Below are 22,430 nucleotides of genomic sequence, written 5' to 3'. Positions count from 1 at the left end.
TCGATTATTATTAAGACCTGATATTAGTACTAGGTACTAAGTTACTCTATCATTTTTAATATGTATTCTGCAACTTTCTTTATACAAAGTGTATATAAAACGAGTCCAAATGAAAAAAACCACTAATTATTGATCTGAACTCAAATGGGGTGCAGTTCAATAAATAAGTGGGTTTTTCATCATGGCGTGTTGTAAAAGCAGACTAAGCGTATACTTTTATTTCGTTGTAGAATGTATCTCGTTCAACAGGAATCCGGTCAGCTCCTTGAATCAACCATTTCAGTTCATCACGTGTAATACCAGATTGTGTTAGAGCACCAACCGCATGGCTTATACGTTCTTCTACTAATGTGCCATGTATATCAGAGGCTCCAAAATGAGTGGCGAGCTGAGTTAGTTGTGGTCCAATATTGATCCAATATGCTTTGATATGAGGGAAATTATCTAACATTAAACGACTAATTGCGATGGTTCGCATATCATCCATTGCCGAAGTGCGTCGTTTCAGCGAAGCCGATGTCTTCCTGGGTTGCATAGCTAATGGAATAAAGACCATGAACCCATTTGTTTCGTCTTGCAATTCTCGTACACGTATCATATGTGTTAAACGTTCTTCTAATGATTCGATAGAACCATACAGCATTGTTGCATGTGTTTTCAGACCAAGTGAATGGGCAATCCGATGAGCTTCTAACCAGCCATCTGTACTCGCTTTATCCGGGCTCATTTTTGCGCGGTAACGTTCTGTAAGTATCTCTGCTCCTCCGCCTGGAAGGGTATCTAAACCGGAATCGATCAATTCGCGAAGAATGGTTTCTGGAGATCTGCCAGTTATTTTCGCAAAAAATTGAATCTCAGCGCCTGTGTAAGCTTTTATCGTGATGTCTGGATAATGTTTTTTTAGGACTGAAATGGTATCTAAATAGTAGTCAAATGGAACCTTATGATTGTGTCCTCCAACAATATGGAACTCACGTGTACCTTTCGTAATGCGAGTTTCAACATAGTGTAATAATTCATCAGTGGACATAGTATAAGCGCCATCCTCATCAGGATCACGTCGAAAACCACAGAATGAGCATTTTGCTTCACACACGTTAGTTGGATTGATGTAAAGATTCTCAATAAAATACACTTTGTTTCCATTCTTTTTGAGGTTTGCTTCATTTGCAAGTTGAGCGATAGAAAGTATATCTGGCGACTCGTAAAGTTTTAATCCATCTTCAAGTGTTAATCTTTCTCCTGATCTTACCTTTTCTGTAATTTCTTGAAGCATATTTTGTACTCCTCTCTCTATTTGTCTACTTTAACAGAAGGGATGTAAAATTTACATTTGGTATAAGTTTTTCTTCCATTGCTTTTTCTAGCAAAACATGAATTGCTTCATATCCTTCATTTCCTAGGTCTCTGGAAAATGAATTGACATAAAGATCAATATGTTCTTGTGCTACGTTCCAATTTAATTCTTGTGCATGCTCCATAACATATGATTTTGATGCCATGGGGTTGTTCCAAGCGTAGTCTAATGAACGTCGAATCCAATCCGTTATATTGGTTAAATCTAATGTTTTTTTAGCGATGATAGCACCAAGCGGTATTGGATATGAAGTATCATTCTCCCACCATTCTCCTAGATCAACTAAGCAGTGTAATCCATAGGATGGATAAGTAAAACGAGCTTCGTGAATTACCAAACCAGCGTCAATTTTTCCATCACGTATCGCTGGCATAATTTCATGGAAGGGGAGAACGATTATTTCTTTCACTCCTTCTGAAACATGTTTGGCAATCCATAGTCGAAAGAGCAAATAAGCAGTAGATCGTTCACTTGGGACAGCAATTGTTTTGCCTTTTAACGATATTGATTCATTTTTAGTCAGAATTAAAGGACCGCAACCTCGTCCTAAGGCACCGCCACATGGAAGCAAACCATAACTTTTATGTACCCATGGTAAAGATGCATAGGATATTTTCATAATATCTGGACCATCAGGCTGTTCAGCTAATGAATTAGTAATATCGATGTCTGCATACGTAACATTTAAATCTGGAGCATTTGGAATTAGGCCATTAACCCAGGCGTGAAAAATAAAGGTATCATTTGGGCATGGCGAGAAAACGATGTCCATATTTATCTGCTTCTTTCTTTTGAATTTGCAGCAAGAACGCTTCTTATAATCTTACCAACTGTTTGAAGCTTTTCAAATGCAATTGGTAGATTCCATTTTGATTTATCTCTTGGACCCACGAGATTGGAAATTGCTCTTATTTCTAAAAATGGAACCGAAAAAGAATTTGCTACCGTCGCTACACCAAATCCTTCCATTGCCTCTGCCAGTGCTTCAGGAAATCGAGATGTTAATTCTATTGTTGTTTCTTTTGTGCCAGTGACAGTAGATAGCGTTAAAATAGTGCCTTTTATTGAATTTGTTATTTGCTGCTGCACGGCTGATTTAATTTTTTCTGCAATACTAGAAGTAGTAGTAAGACAAGAAGCACCTAGTTGTAATTCTTCTAACGACAAAAATCTTTCTGTTGATTGAGCACCTAAGTCAGCTGAAACAACATGATTTGATAATACCAATGTACCAATGGATGTATGCTTCTCAAATCCACCGGCTATTCCTACACATAAAACAAAATCATAATTTTTTTTACACATGTGTTTGGTTGTTTCCATTGCGGCAGAAATGGGACCTACACCAATCACTTCAATATCCACATTAGAGGATTCACCAAATCCTTGCAGGAAAGCATTTTTTTCAGCTGAAACAGAAGTGACAACTAAAACGGATAAATGATCACTTATCATAGTTGAGTCCTCAATTTTTTTATACATTCCTTTCTTATTCTACATTATTAGAAAGAAATAATTTTCTAGTTGCGAAATAAATGAAAAAAGCAAACCACATCGTTCAGAATTTGCTTTAGCTTATCTTGCATAGATCATTGACTGCGTTCATTTTATCACAAAGTTATAATCGTACCTATCCCCAAATATGTAATTGTAAATGGGTAAAATTGTAAGTTGTAGATATTTGTCAAGGATTTACTCGATACAATAATACAAAAAAAAACAAAGATGAAAAAAATGTAAAAAAATAGCTTACAAAATTCGTGTTAACATGTATACTAAAAATTGGTAGCAGATAAAGTTATGAAGGAGGGCTAAAAGATGGGAGCGTGGGATCTAGAGGAGCGCATCGAAAAATTGCGTGTAAAGATGGTTGAATCTGCACTGCTATTAGGGATTGGTCATCCTGCCGTGTATGAGTTAAGCGTCGAACTGGATAATCTTCATAATGAATGGCAAAGAAATTGGCAGAAATCAAAAGAAGATCGAGTATATGTGCGTACTCGCCCAAAACATCAAATAAGAGAGTCCTTGGATGAAAAATACCGTACTGTTGTATAAAAGTATGGTAAACTAGGGTATCAACAGTCACAACTGGAGTGATCGAAGATGATAACCTTAACCGAACAAGCAGCATTTAAAGTTAGAGAAATGCTTCAAGAGACTGAGAATCCAGGAAAACAATACTTACGTGTTGGAGTTCAACATGGTGGATGCAGTGGATTCTCTTACCTCATGGGTTTTGATGAGGACAAAACTTCAAATGATTTAGAACTTGAACAGCATGGGGTTCGAGTACTCATAGATGATGAAAGTCAACGTCTGATGAAAGGAACAGTAGTCGATTACAAAGAGTCATTAATGGGTGGTGGATTTCAAATCGATAACCCAAATGCTTCTCTTACATGTGGATGCGGCTCTTCCTTTCGAACTGCTAGCGATGAAGGTAAACCAGACAAAGATTGTTAATCTTTTCCATCCCTCTCATTTAGAGGGATGTTTTATTTTTCATTTATCATGGCAACAAGATCATAACCACAATTCGGGCAATATATTTCATGTGCACATTGGTGTGTTTGGCTATTAAGAAAACCATCGCTTTGTTTCAAATCATCCATTGATCGATAAGGACTGTAACTTCCAAATAAAAAAGATACAGGTCCATAGTCTACCATTTTTTGGTTGCATATTGGACATGAACGGTTAATGACAACAAAACCATTGCATAACGGACATGCATATGTTTTCTGATTCATAGTGATCATCCTGTTTTTTCTTAGGATGGGAATATTCGATGGGATTCATGCATGATTGAGCATAGAAAGTTATAGAATAAGTATTGAAAACCAGAAATCTCTTGTAAAAAGTTCGTGAAATACATATCATAATATTGTTAGTGTTTTGGGATAACCTAAGGGGTTGCTTCCGTTAAGATTGTGATCTCTCACACATAGTGACTGTAAGGTCATAGAAACAGAAAATATAATATGGAAGTGATGAAAAGTGAAAGTACCTAAAATACTTATTTTAGGCGCCGGCTACGGTGGACTTATGACTGCAAAAGGTCTTCAAAAGCATCTCCGCCCAGGAGAAGCCGAAGTTACATTGGTAAATCAAAATTCTTACCATTACATTACAACGAAGTTACATGAACCAGCTGCAGGGACATCGCATCATGATAACGCTAGATTAGCTATTTCGTCTGTCATTCATCCGCATCGTGTTAACTTTATTCAAGATCAAGTAGTATCCATTAATACAACCGCAAAAGAAGTACAATTAAAAGAAAAGAAAGAGCCATTATCATACGATTATCTTGTTATTGGATTAGGAAGTGCACCAGAAACATTTGGTATCAAAGGTCTGCTAGAAAATGCTTTCTTTATTAGAAGTATAGACAGTGTCCGTATGATACGTGAACATATGGAATATATGTTTTCCCGATATGCAGAAGAGAAAAAAGATGAACTTATAACCATTGTTGTTGGTGGTGCAGGATTTACCGGAATTGAGTATGTAGGTGAACTAGTAGATCGTATGCCAGAACTGTGCAGAGAATACGATATACCACTTGAGAAAGTTCGCATTGTCAATGTAGAAGCTGCTCCTAGCGTTCTCCCTGGTTTTGATGCAGATCTCGTTAATTATGCGACGGATTATTTGAAAAACAAAGGTGTGGAATTCCACATCAATACGCCAATTGCAGAATGTACTCCTGAGGGAGTAATTTTAAAAGGCGGGGAAGAAATCAAGTCTTCAACTGTTGTATGGACTGGTGGAGTAAGAGGCAACAAAGTTGTAGAAGACGCAGGAATTGAGACTATGCGGGGACGTGTAAAAGTTGATGGTCAATTACATGCTCCAGGTCATGAGGATATCTTTATTATTGGAGATAGTTCCCTTGTGTTCCCAGGAGAAAATGAAAGACCATATCCACCAACGGCTCAAATAGCGACACAACAAGGGCAATTTTTAGGAAAGAATTTGCCGGCACTTATTAGAAATGAAAAGATAGAGGAAAATTTTGTTTACCACGCAAAAGGTACATTCGCCTCCCTTGGACAAAAGGAAGCAATAGGAGTTTTAGGTAAAAATAACAAATTAATGGGATTTAAAGCCTCATTTATGAAAAAAATCGTTGAATTGCGTTGGTTATATTTACTCGGTGGTATTTCGCTTGTTTTGCGAAAAGGTAAGTTCTAGTGAGTTGTCATACTTTGTTCGTTTTTTAAGAAAAAGAGCAATCCTGATTTACAAGTAGGATTGCTCTTTTTCTTGAGGATAGCATTGATAGGCATTGACCGCCAGTCTCATTTTTTATAACATATAGGCAGCTTATGGAAGGAGATAAGTTTCGATGACGATGTTAGCTGCTCCACCAATTAGTCTTGTTCAATTAATTATTTCTATTCCATTGTTATTTGTTTTCTTTTTTGGGATAGGATTTATCTTAAATATGATATTAAAAACCACTTGGTTACCAATTTACTTATTTATTGCTTTAATTGTTTATTTTGCCTTTCAAATAAATTCTGTGCATATTGCTGATATAACATGGTTAGCCGCTAGTTTAGTAGGTGTTGTAGGTAGTGGTTTAACCATACGATTTTTGAGGGCAAAAGGTTATCGAATGTTTTAATACCAAAGATAATAATTTATAATTGCTACAATAACTCCAAACCAAAGACCGACAAAAACTTCAATCGGTTTATGTCCTAATATTTCTTTTAATTTTTCCCTTGTTTCAGCAGGGGATTTTTCTTTTGCTTCACTTAAAAGTTTTGTCATATCTTCTACAAGGCGATTAAGTACTTGGGCATGAACGCCAGCTTGACGACGAACCCCAGTTGCGTCATACATCACAACAATGCTGAGAATAGTAGCAATTGCAAATGCAGCTGAATCCCATCCTTGGGTGAGTCCAATAGCTATGGATAAGGAACTTACAGCGGAAGTATGACCACTTGGCATACCGCCAGAATGATAGATCCAAATCCAATCCCATTTTCCTGTCATAGATAGGTTCCAAATAATTTTTAAAAATTGTGCGAGTAAAATCGCTAATAACGATGTCCAAAGAGGAAAGTTTGAAAGAAAATCACTTACCATGAATTTAGAGGCCTGCCTTTCACATACAACTATACACTTCTTCTTATTCTCTCACATAATAGATAAGAAAAACCAGCTTTCATTTCGAAAGCTGGGACTAGAATTATTAATAAGAAAGATTAGGTTTTACTTTTCGATTGAAATCTTCTTGGTTTAATGTTGTCCAACTGCTGTTAAAAGCATCAATTTCTTTGTTGAATTTGTCAACCAAAGTGCCCTCTTTATCAGAGTACTCTTGGTATTTAGAAGTATCTGGTGTTTTCCCCTGTGACATTTGTTCAAATACACCTTTATAAGAATCAATTAGATTTTGGAAATTATTAATATAATCGATTTGAGATTGTGTAGCTTGTTTAAAATCAGCTAAATATTTTGTTGCACGGGATTTTGACTCTTCATCTTTTAATTCATTTGCTTTACTTTCTACTGTAGTGATTTCTCCTAATAATGAATTTACATTGTTTTTATATGTAGCTAAATCTGTATTTGCTTTATCAACTGCAGTCATCAATTGGCTGTACTGGTCTTGGCTCATTGATGTACCTTGATTCAAAGTTTGCGTAATTCTTGTGCCTGTGTCATATGCACTATTAAAGTCGTTGATCAAAGTACGTTGGTCTGTCATGTTTTTGTCATGATGATCCATTAATTTGTCCATTTGGTCCATTAATTCTTTTTTTGTTCCAGAATCTGCCAGTAATGAGCAGCCGGAAAGCAATAATATACAACTAAAAAGAATGAGAGCTTTTTTTAACATAATAAGATGGACTCCTTTAAAATTTGTAGTGAAACTAGTCACTATTGTAACAAACTATGCAAAAAATTCAAGAAGAACAACACAAAAATGGCAAAATAAAGACTCATTCGCGATTTTTTTCAATTCTAATAAAGTAATTAAAAAAGGAGATGTTTTAATCGAGGAGGAAATAGGGACTTTCATGTCTTTTTATCCACTTCACCAATAAAAGAAAGACCATTCCCTTCTTCTTCTATTTTTCCATTTTCATCATGTTGTTTCCAAAGTATTACAGCTTTATCTGTTACTTCCCTAAAATACCCAATAGTAGGAATATTAAGCATGTTTGAACTTCAGAGGAGTGATATATACAATGTACGGCGAAATGATGGAGAGGAGTGATATCTTTTTGGAAATGGGTTGAAATAGAGCATCCCAAACATCATAATATACCCTGCCTGTAGTACAGATGACATGCGTTTTTTGCAATTGTAACAATGCATTTCGTGTATTTGGACCAAATAGGATGATCTTGTTGTATTTGTAACCTCTCTTGCAGCACAAGTACATCATTTCCTTTTATATGGGAACTTTATAAGTTAGTTGATGGTTATATAATATATGCTTGTTGACTTTCGGCACATAATCATCTTCTGGAACAGATAGTTTCGTTTTTTCTTTTACAAGACTGATAAACCAAATTTTATTGATATTTGTTTCAGGGCAGTTTTTACTGTCTTGAAGTTGGTGATGGTTGGTGTGTGAGTTGTACGTGACAAGCTGTCAAAAAATAAGCAAGGAGTGCTTCAGCATTGTCAAAATAATATTCCGTACGACCAAGCCATTAAGATGAACTCCTTTCTCTTGAAAAGTGGTAGTCCGAATATATTTTTACTATATAATGGAAACACAGTTTATTCTATGTATATATCAATTGTGAAATGCAATTAATCATAATTGATTGTAAAATTTAAACAAATTAGAAATTATTTGCAAAAAATATAAAAAAATGTCATACTAGAATACAAAGTTGGGAGGTTAATATGGAAAAGAATAATCAACTTACAAGATCATTGAAGAGTAGACATCTTTTCATGATCGCGCTTGGTGGTGTAATTGGAACTGGTTTTTTTAATGGTTCAGGGTATACTATTAGCCAAGCAGGACCAATTGGAGCAATTTTATCTTATATTGTTGGTGGCATAGTCATGTATCTCATTATGCTTTGCTTAGGGGAGCTGACATTAGCCAATCCATCTTCTGGATCATTTCAAGATTATGCAACACGATTTATTGGACCAGGTACGGGATTTATGATCGGTTGGCTGTACTGGTTAGGATGGGCAGCAACGGTTGCTTTAGAACTTGTCACCATCGGTTCTACAATGAAACGGTGGTTTCCTGACGTACACATTTGGGTTTGGAGTATAATTTTTGGTGCAGTTTTGTTTGTAGTGAATGCGCTTTCAGCAAAAAGTTTTGCGGAAACAGAATTTTGGTTCGCTATCATTAAAGTATCTATGATTGTTCTGTTCATCGTGCTAGGAGCTATTGCTATCTTTGGGTTTATCCCTCTGCATGGTGGAAATACAGGATTTAGTAATCTCTTTAAAGATGGTATTTTTCCAAATGGGATAAGTACGATTCTTATGACTATGATAGCGGTTAATTTTTCATTCCAGGGTACAGAATTAGTTGGAGTAGCTGCAGCTGAGAGTGAAAATCCAGAAAAAACTTTACCAAAAGCCATTAATCAAACGGTTTATCGTACCATTTTGTTTTTTGGACTAGCTATTGCGGTATTGGTTTGTTTGGTTCCTTGGAAACAAGCAGGGGTTGTGGAAAGTCCATTTGTGATAGCTATTGAAAGGATGGGGATTCCATACGCTGCAGATATCATGAATTTTGTTATCATCACTGCTTTGCTATCTGTTGCAAATTCAGGATTATATGCTGCTACTAGAATGTTGTATGCGTTATCAAATAATGGAATGGCCCCTAAAATACTTGGAAAAACGACAAAACGCGGTGTTCCTTTATGGGCTTTGATTATTAGTTTCTGTATTGCAGGATTATCATTATTAACTTCTGTATATGCAGCTGATACAGTTTATATGTGGATTCTTTCCATTGCTGGTACAACTGCAGTTATCGCCTGGATGGGTATTGCAGCATCTCAATTTTTCTTTAGAAGAAAATATTTGGCTAATGGAGGAAAAGTAGAAGAATTGCCTTTTCGCACTCCTCTTTATCCATTTGTTCCGATTTTAGCATTTGTGTTAAATGCAATTGTAATGTTGAGTCAGGTTCTAGATCCAGAAACAGCTATGTCTGTTTATTTAGGTATACCTGCAATCATAATTTGTTATGTTATTTATTATTTGTTTGTGCACAATAAGCGAAAGAGTGAACAAAATAAATGAGATAACAAAAAGGCTACTAAATAAGTAGCCTTTTTTTATATCTTGAAAACTTCTAGCGTTAGATTAGGGGTTTTCTCCTGACAATTTTTTTGTAATCTGCTGGGACATACAAAAGTAAAAGGGCTCCAATTACGAGAATGGACATGCCTAAACTGCAAGGGACACAATGATCAGGATATTAATGCAGCGAAAAACATCGTCCAAGTAGGTGAAGTATAATCGCTCGGAGCTTGCGGTCTGAACTTCTGTACTCCGAAGATTATTCAAAAAAACCCCGCGTTTATGCGAGGGGAGTGGTCAAGCACTATATTTTTTGTAGTAGATCTTGACGAGTCGGCTCCAAGTTTCAGGTCCTGGATATCCATCTGCATCTTTACCAGTCCAACCTTGTGCATGCTGGAAAGCTTGACAATTCTTTAAATCAGCAGAAGACCATTCTGGACTAGGTCCGACTTTATAGTATTTTCCATAACCTGCTGTTACAAGCATGTATCCAAGCTGTGTAACATATTTGTTTTTTGCACCTGTTTTGAAGTATTTCGTTCCTGGGAATGTTTTGGTAACTGGATAAGGTGCTTTCGGTTTGCTTGGAGTACTAGGTTTTGAAGTACTAGGTTTTGAAGTACTAGGTTTTGAAGTACTAGGTTTTGAAGTACTAGGTTTTGAAGTACTAGGTTTTGAAGTGCTAGGTTTTGAAGTACTAGGTTTTGAAGTACTAGGTTTTGAAGTACTAGGTTTTGAAGTACTAGGTTTTGAAGTACTAGGTTTTGAAGTACTAGGTTTCGAAGTGCTAGGTTTCGAAGTGCTAGGTTTTGGAATACTCGGTTTCGAAGTAACTGGTTTTGAAGTAATTGGTGTTGGTTTTGTTTTTGCAGCTGGTTTTGGTTTTTGGTGATGAATAATCGCTGTGATCGGATTTTTTGATGGTTTCTCTTTATTTTCAGAACCTGTTACTTTCGAGAGATCGGGACTGCCAGCAATTTGATCTGGGTTACCAATAATTTCAATGGGTGCATCAGTGGCTGTGGACTTCGATGCCCCTGTTGTATCAGATGGCGTAACATTATTAGAGTCTGGCGCTTCTACCCCATCACTGTCGCCAATAACAGGTGAGTTACTGCTATCTTCTATAATTGGTTCTGAGTCTGCCTGATCAGTGTTTTTGTACGAGATAGGTGTAACTTTTAGCGTAGTTTCTACACTTTTGGATGGAAGATTTTCCATCAGTCGTTTATTAACATCTTTTGATACTACTGTACTGACTACAACTGAGGTTTTGTTGTTTTGCTGTTTAACTGTAGATGATTGAGCAAATGTTTGTGTATAGTGATAGACGAAAAAACCACCAAAGGTACAAATTACTCCAATCGATGTTAATTCTAACCATCTTGTTAATTTGTTAGCTGGTGATTTTTTCTTGAAGAGCTCTGTTAATTTGGACATAGTCTTCCTCCCCTCGTATATAAGTTATCAACATCATACTATAATCGAGTGAAGGAAGAGTATACAAAATTAAAATATTTAGTAACACAAGATGCAGTCCTTTTTTTACCAATTATCAGGACACATCATTTTCATATAGTTCATCAATCAGTTTTGTTATTGGATCTTCTTGTTTCTCTTTCTCGATAGCCTTTAACCCAATAATGGTATTTGCTCGTTTTTCCTCTTCTTCTGCTAATGCACGCAAACGTGATTTTTCTACGATTTTTTCAGCCAAACCTTGGAATTTGGGTGGAGTAATATCTTTTGGTTTTAATATAAATACTTCGGATCGAAGAACCGTATGCTGCATATAGCAATGTCTGGGAATAATTTCATAAAAATCAAATTCCGTTAGAGAAAAACTTTTTGAGTTTAGACTTGACTGTACAATTTGAGCATCTTTTCGACTTCCTAATTGAAATACTGCATGTGTACCAAAGTTACGGAAAAATGCTTCCACATAATGAGGAGGAATATGTTCTTTTAATCCTTGTGTTGATAAAATAAGTGGCATGTTGAATTCACGGTACATATCTGCCATTGTTTTTAGATTTCCAAATAGATCAATAAACGTTGATCCTTCGTCAACAATCAAAGGATGTCTAGCATATTCTCCATTTGCATTTTTCTTACCTCTTGATACCATTCCTAATTCAAAATGACAAATGATAGCAGATGCTATTAAACGTTGATCACCAGGTGACATTCCAGATAAATCAAAAATGAGATAGTGGCCTTCTTCCCAAGCTTTTACCCATTTTACTCCATTAGTGTATGAATTCAGCATTCCTCCAACACCTGAAGTATTAATGTTTCTTAAACGTGCTGTACTGAAGCTCTCAATAAATTCCCGCGGCCAATTTACTTTGTTTGTATCTTTTTGTACGTATTTTCTCAGCGAGCGTTTTAAAGTGGCAATAGCTGGGAGCGATTCATCTAGTTGATCAATAACCCAATTACAAAATTCAGGTTCTTCAATTACCCGCTGTATATTTCTCAATGTCGCAATTCCTAAACTGTCAAGAGAATATCCAATAAGTAGTAAAGTTTCAGTCACAACAGGTTTCCAGTCATTTGAATCAGCTCTCGCCAGTATCTCTACGACTTGTCCTCCACGCTGCGTGATGGAGTAGTCCACATCAAATGGATTAAAAGGAAAAGTTCCTTCTCTTGCACGTACAACAGTTACTTTATCATGCATTTCTGGTGGAATTCTCGCTAAAACATCATTTGCTAACGTACCTTTGGTGTCTATTACGGTAAAACCTGTGCGGTTTTCTTCTGTTCGCAATTTTATTAGATCATCAATTATATTGAGAATAAAACTGCTTTTCCCAGAATGTGCTCCTCCCATTACGGCTACATGATCATCGAGATTTTCTTGTCGGAAGTAGATTGGAAATCTTGCCGTAAAACGGAGGCCATTTCCAATAAAAATTGTATTCGGTTCTTTGGCTATTTTTCTAACAGCAATGGGTGCAGGAGGATACTGCATTTTTACACGAATTAATTTACTTGATCCAGAAGAAGTAGGCCATCTCGTCATTCCAGCCATCTCAGGAGTACCTAAAATAACTGCGTTTTGTTTTCTGCGAAATGGAAATATACGATTTTTTATTTCATTTCGAAACATTGGATGGATGATTCGCCACCATTCTCGCGAATGGAATCGATTTAATTCACCTGAGTTTAAGTATCCAAGTGAGCGATAAGCATGCTCAGTAATACTTCTTGCTTCTTCTATGGAGTTACCAAAACCCATAATTTTAATAGCAAGTTCAGCTTTTGGCTGCTCCATCTTTTCTTCAATCGCCTGTATATACATCGATGTATCTGGTGACCTGTCTTTTTTTAGCTTGTTTAGTACACTGCGAAATTTTGGCAGCATTTGCCGGTCATATACTGGTCTGATTAAATATTGGACAAGCAATTCTTGACCTGGTGCAATGTTACTCATGTGCTCAACTAATTGTGAAAGGCTGTCTACATCAGAATGATGGATTTGGATTGGCACCGTGAAATCTCGTTGGAGAAACAATTTCATTCCATAATGCGGTTTGGAAAAGTCAAGCTGATATGGATCCTGTGCATATTCGTAATTGAACTCAAAATGCTCTAATGCAATGCGATCCAAAGTATGTTGTCCAACCGTTTCATTAGGCGCCCAGTAAAAAAAGCGAGTACGAGTGCCTGTCGCAAATGCTTCCCATGATACCCAAGGTTCATTTATGGCAAAAGGGAACCTGCGAAACCATTTTTGTTGTAGGAATTCAATAATATTTTGCCATGCTACGGCAGTCAGATGATAATTTGGAGAACTTGAAACCATTGTATTTACTTCATAAAGTATCCCTTTGGGGATTAAATGTGGTAAGAAGTGAAATCGTTTCAATAATTATTTCTCCTTTCTTAATATATTAGTCTTCATAGAAAATATCGATAAAGTCATCCTCATCTTCATTTTCATCTTGAATTAATTCCATTTTATCCAGTTTTTTCGTGAGAACAGCCACTTTATCTTTTACCTCTAACCAACTTTTCTTCACATACTTTTCTTGTAAGAGTGCTGCTTTTTGTTCGATTTCTTTTGCTTCATTTAAGAAATTTGTATATATCTCATCAGGTGACGTGTCATGAACAGGATTGGGTTCCGGTCTTGTATTGATACTAAATACCTTAATTTTTTGATCATTAATAGTCATTTGCAAATAAGCGATTTTGTCCTCCACAAAACTGAGGTCACGAGAACTAATTCCATGTACTAACATATTTTCTGCTGCAATATTTGCATCACTAGGACTGCCTTGGCGGAAAGCAAATATGGTTCCAAAGTTTCGGAACAATGTTTCGATTCCTTGGTCATTCACATGCGCCTTTAAGCCGGAGTTTGCAAGAATGTATGGCACATGGTATTTTCTTGCTTCGTTTAGTGTTAGTTCAATATTATCTAATGCGTTATTCATATACAGACTGGCGTCGTCAACGATTAATGGATGTAACGGCATATACTTGCCACCGGTGAAGTCACCGGAACGAGTAACCATAGCTTGGCGGAACAGGACATATGCTGCAGTACCAAAAAAAGTACGCTCATACGAAGGGCAAGCGGATGTGTCGAGAATAACAATATGTCCTTCGTCAAGTGCTTGTCTCCATTTGATACAGTTTGTCGTTTGATTAACCATCTTCCCAGAATAAGAAATGAGCATTCCTCTGAATCTTGCCATTGTAGAACTTAATACAAATTCTTTCCGCCAATCGATTCGTTTGACATCTCGTAAATTTCGCATCAAGCTTCTGATGAGTGTCGCTTCTTCTGGGTCATCCTCATCTAATAAACTGATGATGCGTTTGATATATTCTTCATCTTCGATTAATTTGAGTAAATTTTCTAATGTCGCCATTTTTACTTTCATTAGGGCAAGGCTTGCTACTAAAAATATTTCTTGCATCATTGGGTTCCAGTTTCCTGTCACTCGTCGAATGATTTCGGATATCAAGTTTGCTTTTCGGTTGTCACTGCTTGGAAAATCCATATCATACAAATTGAAAGGACCACCAGATCTGAATCGTACTACTTTTACCAAGTGATGCCACTTAGGAGGTATTTGTTCCATTAATTGATCAGCAAGTGTTCCTTGTGTATCAATTAAGGTCAAACCGTATTTGTTTTCTTCTGTTTTCAGCTTTAAAAAATCGGAAAGTACGTTGAGAACCAAACTGCTCTTTCCTGTCTTTGGTCCTCCTATAATTGATATATGATTTTTTAAATCGTCTACAGGTAAATATACAGGAGGAGAATTAATATTTCGGTTGTTATGCCCTACTAAAAGGGTAGGTTCTGGGTGATTCGCTAAGTTTCTTGCCTCGATCGGAATTAAAATTCTTTTTCCTTTTAATTTGATAAATTTAGTAGTTCCTGCAATAGTTGGCATACGCATTAACCCTGCTAATTCTGGTGTGCCTAAAATGACTCGATTTTCGCGTTTTCGAAAAGAGAAGATTCGTTTATTCCACTCATAGCGAAATAATGGACGGAATATTTGCCACCACTCTCTTGATTCAAAGCGGTTGAGTTCTTTTGAGTTCATGTAGCTCAATGTTCTTGCGGTTTGATCTGCGAGTTCAAATGCACGTTCGTATGTTTGGGCAGTTGCGACAATTCGAATGGAAACTTCGGATTGTAATTGACTGCTTTTTTCCTTAATCGCTTTGAGATACATATCATTTTCACGTTTGGATGCAGTTTTATCTCGACTTACATCCCGCATTGCTCTTTGAAAATTGGCTGCTGTTTGATAATGAAAGACCGGTCGCATTAAATATTGAAGACCTACTTGCTCCCCTTCATCAACATTACTAAGGAATTCCAGCAAAGCTGACTGTGTATCTATATTATTTTTATCATATACACGCATCGGTACAGCAAAGTCACGTTCCAAACTCAATTTTATTCCAGCATGCGGTAAAGAAAAATCCATCTTCGGTGGATCTGCTAATATGAAATTAAGTTCAGGACTCATTGTATATAAACGATTCCAAAATTCATTACCCCACTGTTTATTTGGCGCCCAAAAAAAGTATCGGGTACTAGTATCATCTGCATATATTTCCCATGAAATCCATGGTTCGACCATACGAAAGGGAAAGCGGCGGTACCATTTAAATTTCATATATTCGATGTAGTTGTTTAAAGATTTTTGTGTTCGAACATAATCAGGTGTACCACCAACTAGTGTTTGCATTTCATATGTGATCCCTTCTGGAATCAAAAAGGGCAAGAAGTGAAACCTCTTCAAATATATCTGCTCCTTTCCCTTACGTTGGATGTAAGGCTGGTTTAAGTTCTGCTGATTGACCGGATCCGCTTTAATAATGAATTAGGTCAGATTTTCTTTAAATTTATCATAATAGTACAGAAAACGATAGTAAAAACAGAATTGTGGAGTAAACTACTCGTTTAAGTAAGATATATCAAAACCATGTCTGCTGATTTCATTTTTAATGATAGGAAGACGAACCATAATATATGAAATATTTACTTTTTTGTCAAAACGGAAATCATAAGAAAAATATAAAAAGAAGCCTTGATTGGCTTCTTTTTATATTTTTGGTGTTTCTGTCATTAATATGCTCTTTGTTTGAAATGTTTTTATCTATCGACGATTCAAACAAATGTGTTTCTCCACTCACAATCATCTAAATTTTATCTACTTCTATCTTATGAAAATAAGTATTCACAAATAATGATTTTTATTTTATAATAATTATAAATAAGTTGCACGTAGGCAAAAATGAAAATCATTCTCATTGATATCTGCATATAAAATATAACCAGTGGTGGTGATAAGTATGGAAATGGCTACGTATCCAATGAAAAAACAAAACGATCAAGCATCTCTTCCTCCAATTAATAAAAATGAATATTATTATGAGTTTACATTTGCATTTATAAGTGGTTTTTTCACGTTATCTGCATTTTTGCTGGAGAAAGAAAATGCACACTATGCAGTAGCTTTATATCTTCTTGCTTTTGGTATAGGCGGTTATATCAAAGCAAGAGAAGGGCTCGTTGAGCTATGGAAAGAAAGACAATTTGGCGTAGATTTATTGATGATGATTGCAGCAATTGGAGCTGCAAGTATTGGGTATTGGCTAGAAGGAGCTATGTTAATCTTTATTTTTTCATTAAGCGGTGCTTTAGAGACATACACGATGGCAAGAAGTGAGCGTGATTTATCTAAATTGTTGCGCTTGCAACCAGAAGTTGCAACTGTGCTGCATGCAGATGGAACAGAAGAACAAGTTGCTGTATCACAACTTCGGATAGATGATGTGGTAGTAGTAAGACCTGGTGGAAAAATCCCTGCGGATGGAATCATTATTGATGGAGAATCAGAAGTGGACCAAGCAACGATTACGGGAGAATCAATTCCAGTAAGCAAACATAAAAAGGATAGTGTGTATGCTGGAACGATCAATGGATCGGGATCTTTGTTTATTCAAGTTACTGTTTCCAATGAGAACAGTTTGTTTGCGAAAATCGTAAAAATGGTTGATCAAGCAAAAGAAGATGTACCGGAATCACAATTGAAAATGGAGAAATTGGAACAGACATATGCCAAAGTAATTTTGCTTGTTACCTCTATATTGTTGTTTGCTCCTCATTATCTGTTTGCATGGAGCTGGTCAGAAACATTTTACCGAGCGTGTGTTTTTCTTGTTGTAGCATCACCTTGTGCTCTGGTAGCTTCTATTATGCCAGCTATTTTATCTGCAATGTCAAATGGTTCACGCAAAGGCATTTTATTTAAAAACGGAATGCAGTTGGAGATTCTCTCCGAAGTGGATGTGGTTGCTTTTGATAAAACTGGTACACTGACGGAAGGAAAACCAAAAGTAACGGATGTTACATTGTTTGTAGATATAAAAGAGGATGAGTTACTCAGAACGGCTGCTTCTATTGAATGGCTTTCTGAGCATCCGATTGCAAAAGCAATCGTAAATTATGCTAACGAAAATAATGTGGAACGCAGTAAACTAGAAGCAATCCATTCGGAATCTGGTCTTGGGGTGAAAGCAAAATTTGAAGGACAAGATTGGAGAATTGGCAAGCCGGAATGGTTTGATCTTGAAACGGACATTGGTCAGATCGTTCAAAGATTAGAAGATCAAGGAAAAACAGTTGTAGTAGTAGAAAAAATGAAAAAAGTGATCGGTGCTATTGCTCTTCTGGATACGATTCGAGAAGATGCGAAAGCATTAATAGAATCATTACATGCTATGGGAGTTCATACAGTAATGTTGACAGGGGATCAAAAACGAACAGCTGAAGTAATTGCTCATGAGCTCAGTATAAAAGAATTTTATAGCAGTTTGTTACCGCAAGATAAAGTTGCGAAAGTAAAAGAATTGCGAAATTCTTATCGGAAAATTGCAATGGTTGGGGATGGTGTAAACGACGCACCAGCATTGAGTCAAGCAAGTATGGGGATAGCAATGGGTGCAGGAGGCAGTGATATTACACTTGAAACCGCCGATATGGTATTAATGAATGATAATTTATCCCATATCACTACAGCAGTAAAACTATCGAAACGAATGAAACGAATTGTTCATCAAAATTTATTTTTTGCTGCAAGTGTTATTGGTCTGTTATTACTTTCAAATTTCACAGAATTGATTAATTTACCTTTAGGAGTTGTCGGTCACGAAGGCAGCACGATTTTAGTTATTTTAAATGGATTGAGATTACTGAGATGAGAGAGGAATATCCATCCTCTCTTTTTTAGATTATAGGAGCGAATGAGATGCAGAGAATCTGTATTATTGGCTCACCTGGGTCAGGTAAGTCAACACTTGCGAAACATCTTGGGCAAAAATTAAAAATAGAAGTCGTTCATTTAGACACGTTGTTTTGGATGCCAGGATGGGTTTCTGTTTCGACAGAACAATTAGAACAAGCTCAAGCTGTTTACATTAGAAATGACAAGTGGATTATGGATGGAACATATAGCAGTGTATGGAAGTCTCGAATAGAAAGAGCAGATACGATTATTTTTTTAGATTTTTCTAGATGGATATGTCTTTTTCGGATCCTTCAGCGCTTTTGGAGATATCGAAAAGAAACACGTTCGGATATGGGACAAGGATGTCCAGAAAAGCTAGATATAGAATTTATTCGTTATGTTTGGGAATATCCAGAGAAAAAAAGAGGGAAAGTGATGGAGATGTTGCAAATCAATAGAAGAAATAAAAAAATTGTTGTATTACAGAATAAAAATGATATAGATGATTTTTTATCAAAAGTTGAAAATCCTTGATTTTTAGGTTTTAAAAAATGAAACGAAACAAATAGATAAATTTCTTCAAAAAAAGGATTGACACTTTGTTCGATTTGTCGTAATATAGATTTTGTCGCTGAGCCGAAGTGGCGGAACTGGCAGACGCGCACGACTCAAAATCGTGTTCCTTTGGAGTGTGGGTTCGAGTCCCACCTTCGGTACCACCAATTGCATATCGGGGTGTAGCTCAGTTTGGCCAGAGCACTCGCTTTGGGAGCGAGGGGCCGCAGGTTCGAATCCTGTCACCCCGACCACACAATTAGGTGTTATGAAAAAGACATGTTAGAACTAATCTAATGTGTCTTTTTCTTTGTTAAAGAGGTGGAGGAGTTTGTCCTGGGCTTTTTTGTCGGGATTGATCATGTACAATTAGCAGCTCCTAGAGGCAGTGAAGAAACCGCTAGAAAATTTTATGGTGGAATAGTAGGTTGAAAGAAATTTCAAAACCTAGTAACCTCCTAGATCGTGGTGGATGTTGGTTTGCTATTGGATCACTTCAAATTCACATTGGAATTCAAGAGGATTTTGTTCCAGTGACAAAAGCTCATCCTGCTTTCGTCATTCGTTCTTTAGAGGCATTTCGGAGTTATTTAGAGAAACAAGGAGTAGATATAAAACAGGAAGCTCCAATTGATGGAAGGATTCGTTTTTTGTAAGTGACCCTTTTGGTAATCGAATTGGTTTTTAGAATTTGATGAGGAGGAAATTACTTGAAAGAAGTGACCATCTATACGGACGGTGCATGTTCGGGAAATCCAGGTCCAGGTGGATGGGCAGCTATTTTGTTGTATGGTGAGCACAGCAAAGAAATTTCTGGTGGAGAAAAACAAACGACCAACAATCGAATGGAATTAATGGCTGTTATCCAAGCGTTGAAGCTATTAAAACAAGTATGCAGAGTAAAAGTTTGTTCGGATAGTGCCTATATTGTGAATTGTTTTCATGATAAATGGTATGTGAAATGGGAAAAAACAGGATTTAAAAAAAATGAAGATTTATGGAGAGAATTACTCGCATTGTACCGTAAACACGAAGTAGAATTTGTAAAAGTAAAAGGCCATAGCAATGTCGAACTGAATAATCGCTGCGATGAATTAGCACGAGCTGCAGTTCCATATTAAAGAAAGGAGGCAGGATAGATGAAAGCGGAGCAGTTAAAGGAAAAAGTGATAAATAAGGCAAAAGAGTTGGGTATTGATAAGATAGGTTTTGCTTCTGCTGATCCATTCATCGAATTAAAAGAACGACTACGTGAACAACAAAATCTTGGATTTGCTTCTGGATTTGAAGAATCTGATATCGAGTTGAGAACCCATCCAGTTAAAATAATGCCTAAGGTAAAAACAATTATTGCTATCGCTATCGCTTATCCTGCCAAATTAAAAAATCCTCCTAAATCTGAATCCGGAGAATATCGAGGTATTTTTTGCCGTGCTTCATGGGGCAAAGATTATCATCTTGTGTTAAAGCAAAAGTTAGAGTTGCTAACTGATTATATACACCAATTGATTCCTTATGCTACTATCCAATCTATGGTTGATACAGGTGCACTTAGTGACCGTGCAGTAGCCGAAAGAGCAGGGATTGGCTGGAGTGGAAAAAATACTGCAATAATAACAGAAGAGTTTGGTTCTTGGGTTTATTTAGGAGAGATGCTTGTCGATATTTATTTTCCTCCTGATGAACCTATTCAAGACAGATGCGGAGATTGTACATTATGCATGACTGCCTGCCCTACTGGTGCATTGGTAGAAGCTGGACGACTAGATGCACAGTCATGTATTGCTTATTTGACCCAAACGAAAACAATAATACCGGAAAAATACCGAAATAAAATTGGCAATAGGCTTTATGGGTGTGATACATGTCAGACCGTTTGCCCGAAAAATAGAAAACGTTATTTTGATCATCATCCTGAATTACAGCCTGAAGCTGAGAAAGTTAAACCATTGTTAAAACCGTTGTTGCATTTAACAAATCGTCAGTTTAAAGAGCAGTTTGGGCATATGTCAGGGTCATGGAGAGGGAAAAATCCAATTCAACGGAATGCTATTATCGCTTTGGCTCATTTTAAGGATAGATCGGCAATCCCACAGCTCATTTCATTTTTGCATAATGATGTTCGTCCGATGATTCGAGGGACAGCTGCATGGGCATTGGGGAAGATAGGCGGAACTGAAGCAGAAGGAAGTTTAAAAAATGCCATGCAAACGGAACAAGATGAAATGGTTTTATCAGAAATAAAAAATGCGATGGATAGGATTGAATCGTAGAAAAAACCAAGAGATGAAAATCTCTTGGTTTTATGTATTATAGTCTTGCGAGTGAGAAAACCCACGGTTTGAATCGTGTGATGTTAGCGAGCATCACTACAACGGGAGCACAAGTTTCGCCAATCCACTTAAAGTGGCTGAAATGCGAAAATCAAGCAGTAAGTCTTTGCTATGACGTAGCAACAAAAACTCTGTTCAACCGTGGGGCTCACGGAGTTAGCTTGGTAATGAAGTAGTCAGAAGGCTACCGTCCCAAGAATTCCATGGCTTCAGCCATGGGGAGTGTCAAACAAGCACCTTATTTTCAGTTTCGATAATTTTTTTTGCGTGTTGTTCAAGAACGTCTGCTACGGCCTGCCCTTGATTAGGTTCAGTTTTCGCAATGATTCGGATATAATTTTCTGCTTTATTTGGTGTGTGGACATCCAAAACAGCAGGACCTTGTACTACTTGTGGCATATTTTCTTTTAACTCGTTTAGTTTCGCTTGAATCTCGGACAGTTGATTATGCATGTTTTGTCCATTAGTGTAATGAATTTTTACATTGACAATCGTGTTGGAAGTGCCTTTTGAGTGATTAGTCAATGATTTTAACTCGCGGTTTGGGATAAAGTGTAAGTCTCCATTGAGATCACGTATTTTTAAGACGCGTAATCCTGTTTGTTCTACTACTCCGGAGAAACCGTTGACGGTTATATGGTCATCCACATTTACTTGATCCTCCATTAAAATAAAGAAACCTGTTACAATATCACTTACAAGTCCTTGAGCTCCAAATCCAATAGCTAATCCAATGATGCCTGCACTAGCAATTAAACCAGTAGCGTTAATCCCAAATTGATCTAATAAGGAAACGAGTGCTACAAAGAAAATGACATATCCTATAAAGTTGGTGGCAAGACTTGTTAGTGTTTGAAGTCTAGCATTTTTTTGCTTTTTACCGATCATAAAACGATAAATGAGGTTTTTGATGATAAGAAAAGCGATGTACGAAATAGCAATGATTACAAAACAACGAATAATGATTTCAGCAATTTGCGCCCAGTTAATTTGAAAGTTCCAATTCATTGTATCTTCCTTCCTAAATGATAAAAAAATATATAAGTAGGTACAAATATAACATATTTTTCAATATAAAACATAAAAAATATTCAATTAATATTTTTATGCTTATGAATGAGAAAATATAGTTTCTATCAAATATGA

Annotated in this window: 21 protein-coding genes, 2 tRNA genes and 1 pseudogene; 13 read left to right on the top strand and 11 right to left on the bottom strand. The window is 36.5% G+C overall.

Annotated elements, in window-relative coordinates; genetic code table 11:
* Positions 1 to 202: 202 nt before the first annotated feature.
* Genes mqnE through AC5WOC_RS19270 form a run of 3 tightly spaced genes read right to left on the bottom strand, consistent with a single transcriptional unit; the run spans position 203 to position 2,812 of the window.
* Entirely contained in the window at positions 203 to 1,276 is a 1,074-nt protein-coding gene (gene mqnE / locus AC5WOC_RS19280) for an aminofutalosine synthase MqnE (protein WP_496057043.1), read from the bottom strand.
* Between the two features lie 25 nt (positions 1,277 to 1,301).
* Positions 1,302 to 2,129, bottom strand: a complete 828-nt coding sequence (locus tag AC5WOC_RS19275) for a 1,4-dihydroxy-6-naphtoate synthase (protein ID WP_496057042.1) — start codon at positions 2,127 to 2,129, stop codon at positions 1,302 to 1,304.
* 2 nt (positions 2,130 to 2,131) lie between these two features.
* Positions 2,132 to 2,812, bottom strand: a complete 681-nt coding sequence (locus AC5WOC_RS19270; RefSeq protein WP_496057041.1) for a futalosine hydrolase — start codon at positions 2,810 to 2,812, stop codon at positions 2,132 to 2,134.
* 363 nt (positions 2,813 to 3,175) lie between these two features.
* On the opposite strand from AC5WOC_RS19270, the gene AC5WOC_RS19265 reads away from it, so the two are divergent.
* Together AC5WOC_RS19265 and AC5WOC_RS19260 are read left to right on the top strand one after the other, a co-directional pair.
* A complete protein-coding gene (locus AC5WOC_RS19265) occupies positions 3,176 to 3,415 on the top strand; it encodes a Spo0E family sporulation regulatory protein-aspartic acid phosphatase (RefSeq protein WP_496057040.1) in 240 nt (79 codons plus the stop codon).
* Between the two features lie 48 nt (positions 3,416 to 3,463).
* Positions 3,464 to 3,823, top strand: a complete 360-nt coding sequence (locus AC5WOC_RS19260) for a HesB/IscA family protein (RefSeq protein ID WP_496057039.1) — start codon at positions 3,464 to 3,466, stop codon at positions 3,821 to 3,823.
* Positions 3,824 to 3,855: 32 nt separating this feature from the next.
* Here the strand turns inward: AC5WOC_RS19260 and AC5WOC_RS19255 are convergent, their stop codons facing one another.
* A complete protein-coding gene (locus AC5WOC_RS19255) occupies positions 3,856 to 4,110 on the bottom strand; it encodes a hypothetical protein (protein WP_496057038.1) in 255 nt (84 codons plus the stop codon).
* Positions 4,111 to 4,357: 247 nt separating this feature from the next.
* Between AC5WOC_RS19255 and AC5WOC_RS19250 the strand changes: the two genes are divergently transcribed.
* Both AC5WOC_RS19250 and AC5WOC_RS19245 read left to right on the top strand, forming a co-directional pair.
* Positions 4,358 to 5,557, top strand: a complete 1,200-nt coding sequence (locus AC5WOC_RS19250; protein ID WP_496057037.1) for an NAD(P)/FAD-dependent oxidoreductase — start codon at positions 4,358 to 4,360, stop codon at positions 5,555 to 5,557.
* Positions 5,558 to 5,711: 154 nt separating this feature from the next.
* The gene (locus AC5WOC_RS19245) at positions 5,712 to 5,993 is read left to right on the top strand and encodes a YuiB family protein (protein WP_496057036.1); all 282 of its coding nucleotides are present in this window, start codon (positions 5,712 to 5,714) and stop codon (positions 5,991 to 5,993) included.
* Here the strand turns inward: AC5WOC_RS19245 and AC5WOC_RS19240 are convergent.
* From AC5WOC_RS19240 to AC5WOC_RS19230, 3 genes are all read right to left on the bottom strand, one after another.
* The gene (locus AC5WOC_RS19240) at positions 5,990 to 6,463 is read right to left on the bottom strand and encodes a divergent PAP2 family protein (RefSeq protein WP_496057035.1); all 474 of its coding nucleotides are present in this window, start codon (positions 6,461 to 6,463) and stop codon (positions 5,990 to 5,992) included. The genes AC5WOC_RS19245 and AC5WOC_RS19240 overlap by 4 nt on opposite strands.
* 106 nt (positions 6,464 to 6,569) lie before the next feature.
* On the bottom strand, positions 6,570 to 7,220 hold the full coding sequence (locus AC5WOC_RS19235) for a hypothetical protein (protein WP_496057034.1): 651 nt from the start codon (positions 7,218 to 7,220) through the stop codon (positions 6,570 to 6,572).
* Positions 7,221 to 7,399: 179 nt separating this feature from the next.
* Complete coding sequence (locus AC5WOC_RS19230; RefSeq protein WP_496057033.1) at positions 7,400 to 7,543, bottom strand: hypothetical protein; 144 nt, start codon at positions 7,541 to 7,543, stop codon at positions 7,400 to 7,402.
* A gap of 699 nt (positions 7,544 to 8,242) precedes the next feature.
* On the opposite strand from AC5WOC_RS19230, the gene AC5WOC_RS19225 reads away from it, so the two are divergent.
* Together AC5WOC_RS19225 and AC5WOC_RS19220 are read left to right on the top strand one after the other, a co-directional pair.
* Positions 8,243 to 9,622 carry an amino acid permease gene (locus AC5WOC_RS19225; protein ID WP_496057032.1) on the top strand — a complete coding sequence of 460 codons (1,380 nt, stop codon included), beginning with the start codon at positions 8,243 to 8,245 and terminating at the stop codon, positions 9,620 to 9,622.
* Positions 9,623 to 9,718: 96 nt separating this feature from the next.
* Positions 9,719 to 9,841, top strand: coding sequence for a zinc ribbon domain-containing protein (locus AC5WOC_RS19220; protein ID WP_496057133.1), 123 nt, complete (start codon positions 9,719 to 9,721; stop codon positions 9,839 to 9,841).
* A gap of 78 nt (positions 9,842 to 9,919) precedes the next feature.
* Here AC5WOC_RS19220 and AC5WOC_RS19215 read toward each other — a convergent pair whose 3' ends face one another.
* The 3 genes from AC5WOC_RS19215 to AC5WOC_RS19205 all read right to left on the bottom strand — a co-directional run bounded on the left by AC5WOC_RS19215 (position 9,920) and on the right by AC5WOC_RS19205 (position 15,906).
* Positions 9,920 to 11,065: a peptidoglycan-binding protein gene (locus AC5WOC_RS19215; protein WP_496057031.1), complete on the bottom strand. Its 1,146-nt coding sequence runs from the start codon at positions 11,063 to 11,065 to the stop codon at positions 9,920 to 9,922.
* Between the two features lie 115 nt (positions 11,066 to 11,180).
* Positions 11,181 to 13,499: a helicase HerA domain-containing protein gene (locus tag AC5WOC_RS19210; protein WP_496057030.1), complete on the bottom strand. Its 2,319-nt coding sequence runs from the start codon at positions 13,497 to 13,499 to the stop codon at positions 11,181 to 11,183.
* 25 nt (positions 13,500 to 13,524) lie between these two features.
* Entirely contained in the window at positions 13,525 to 15,906 is a 2,382-nt protein-coding gene (locus AC5WOC_RS19205) for a type IV secretory system conjugative DNA transfer family protein (protein ID WP_496057029.1), read from the bottom strand.
* Positions 15,907 to 16,459: 553 nt separating this feature from the next.
* Here AC5WOC_RS19205 and AC5WOC_RS19200 point away from each other — a divergent pair.
* The 7 genes and pseudogenes from AC5WOC_RS19200 (at position 16,460) to queG (ending at position 21,224) form a co-directional block, all read left to right on the top strand.
* Entirely contained in the window at positions 16,460 to 18,370 is a 1,911-nt protein-coding gene (locus tag AC5WOC_RS19200) for a heavy metal translocating P-type ATPase (RefSeq protein ID WP_496057028.1), read from the top strand.
* Between the two features lie 47 nt (positions 18,371 to 18,417).
* Complete coding sequence (locus AC5WOC_RS19195) at positions 18,418 to 18,930, top strand: DNA topology modulation protein (RefSeq protein WP_496057027.1); 513 nt, start codon at positions 18,418 to 18,420, stop codon at positions 18,928 to 18,930.
* 101 nt (positions 18,931 to 19,031) lie between these two features.
* Positions 19,032 to 19,115, top strand: a tRNA-Leu gene (locus AC5WOC_RS19190).
* Between the two features lie 12 nt (positions 19,116 to 19,127).
* Positions 19,128 to 19,205: transfer RNA gene (locus AC5WOC_RS19185), tRNA-Pro, on the top strand.
* 82 nt (positions 19,206 to 19,287) lie between these two features.
* Positions 19,288 to 19,639: pseudogene (locus AC5WOC_RS19180) on the top strand (VOC family protein).
* 22 nt (positions 19,640 to 19,661) lie between these two features.
* Positions 19,662 to 20,072, top strand: a complete 411-nt coding sequence (rnhA, locus tag AC5WOC_RS19175) for a ribonuclease HI (protein ID WP_496057026.1) — start codon at positions 19,662 to 19,664, stop codon at positions 20,070 to 20,072.
* Positions 20,073 to 20,090: 18 nt separating this feature from the next.
* The gene (gene queG, locus AC5WOC_RS19170; protein ID WP_496057025.1) at positions 20,091 to 21,224 is read left to right on the top strand and encodes a tRNA epoxyqueuosine(34) reductase QueG; all 1,134 of its coding nucleotides are present in this window, start codon (positions 20,091 to 20,093) and stop codon (positions 21,222 to 21,224) included.
* 285 nt (positions 21,225 to 21,509) lie between these two features.
* On the opposite strand, the gene AC5WOC_RS19165 is transcribed toward queG, so the two are convergent.
* Positions 21,510 to 22,292 carry a mechanosensitive ion channel family protein gene (locus AC5WOC_RS19165; protein ID WP_496057024.1) on the bottom strand — a complete coding sequence of 261 codons (783 nt, stop codon included), beginning with the start codon at positions 22,290 to 22,292 and terminating at the stop codon, positions 21,510 to 21,512.
* Positions 22,293 to 22,430 lie beyond the last annotated feature (138 nt).

It is taken from the genome of Shimazuella sp. NTD247 (assembly GCF_059510415.1).
The sequence above is the reverse complement of the archived record's forward strand: the minus strand, read 5'-3'. Positions and strand labels throughout refer to the sequence as shown.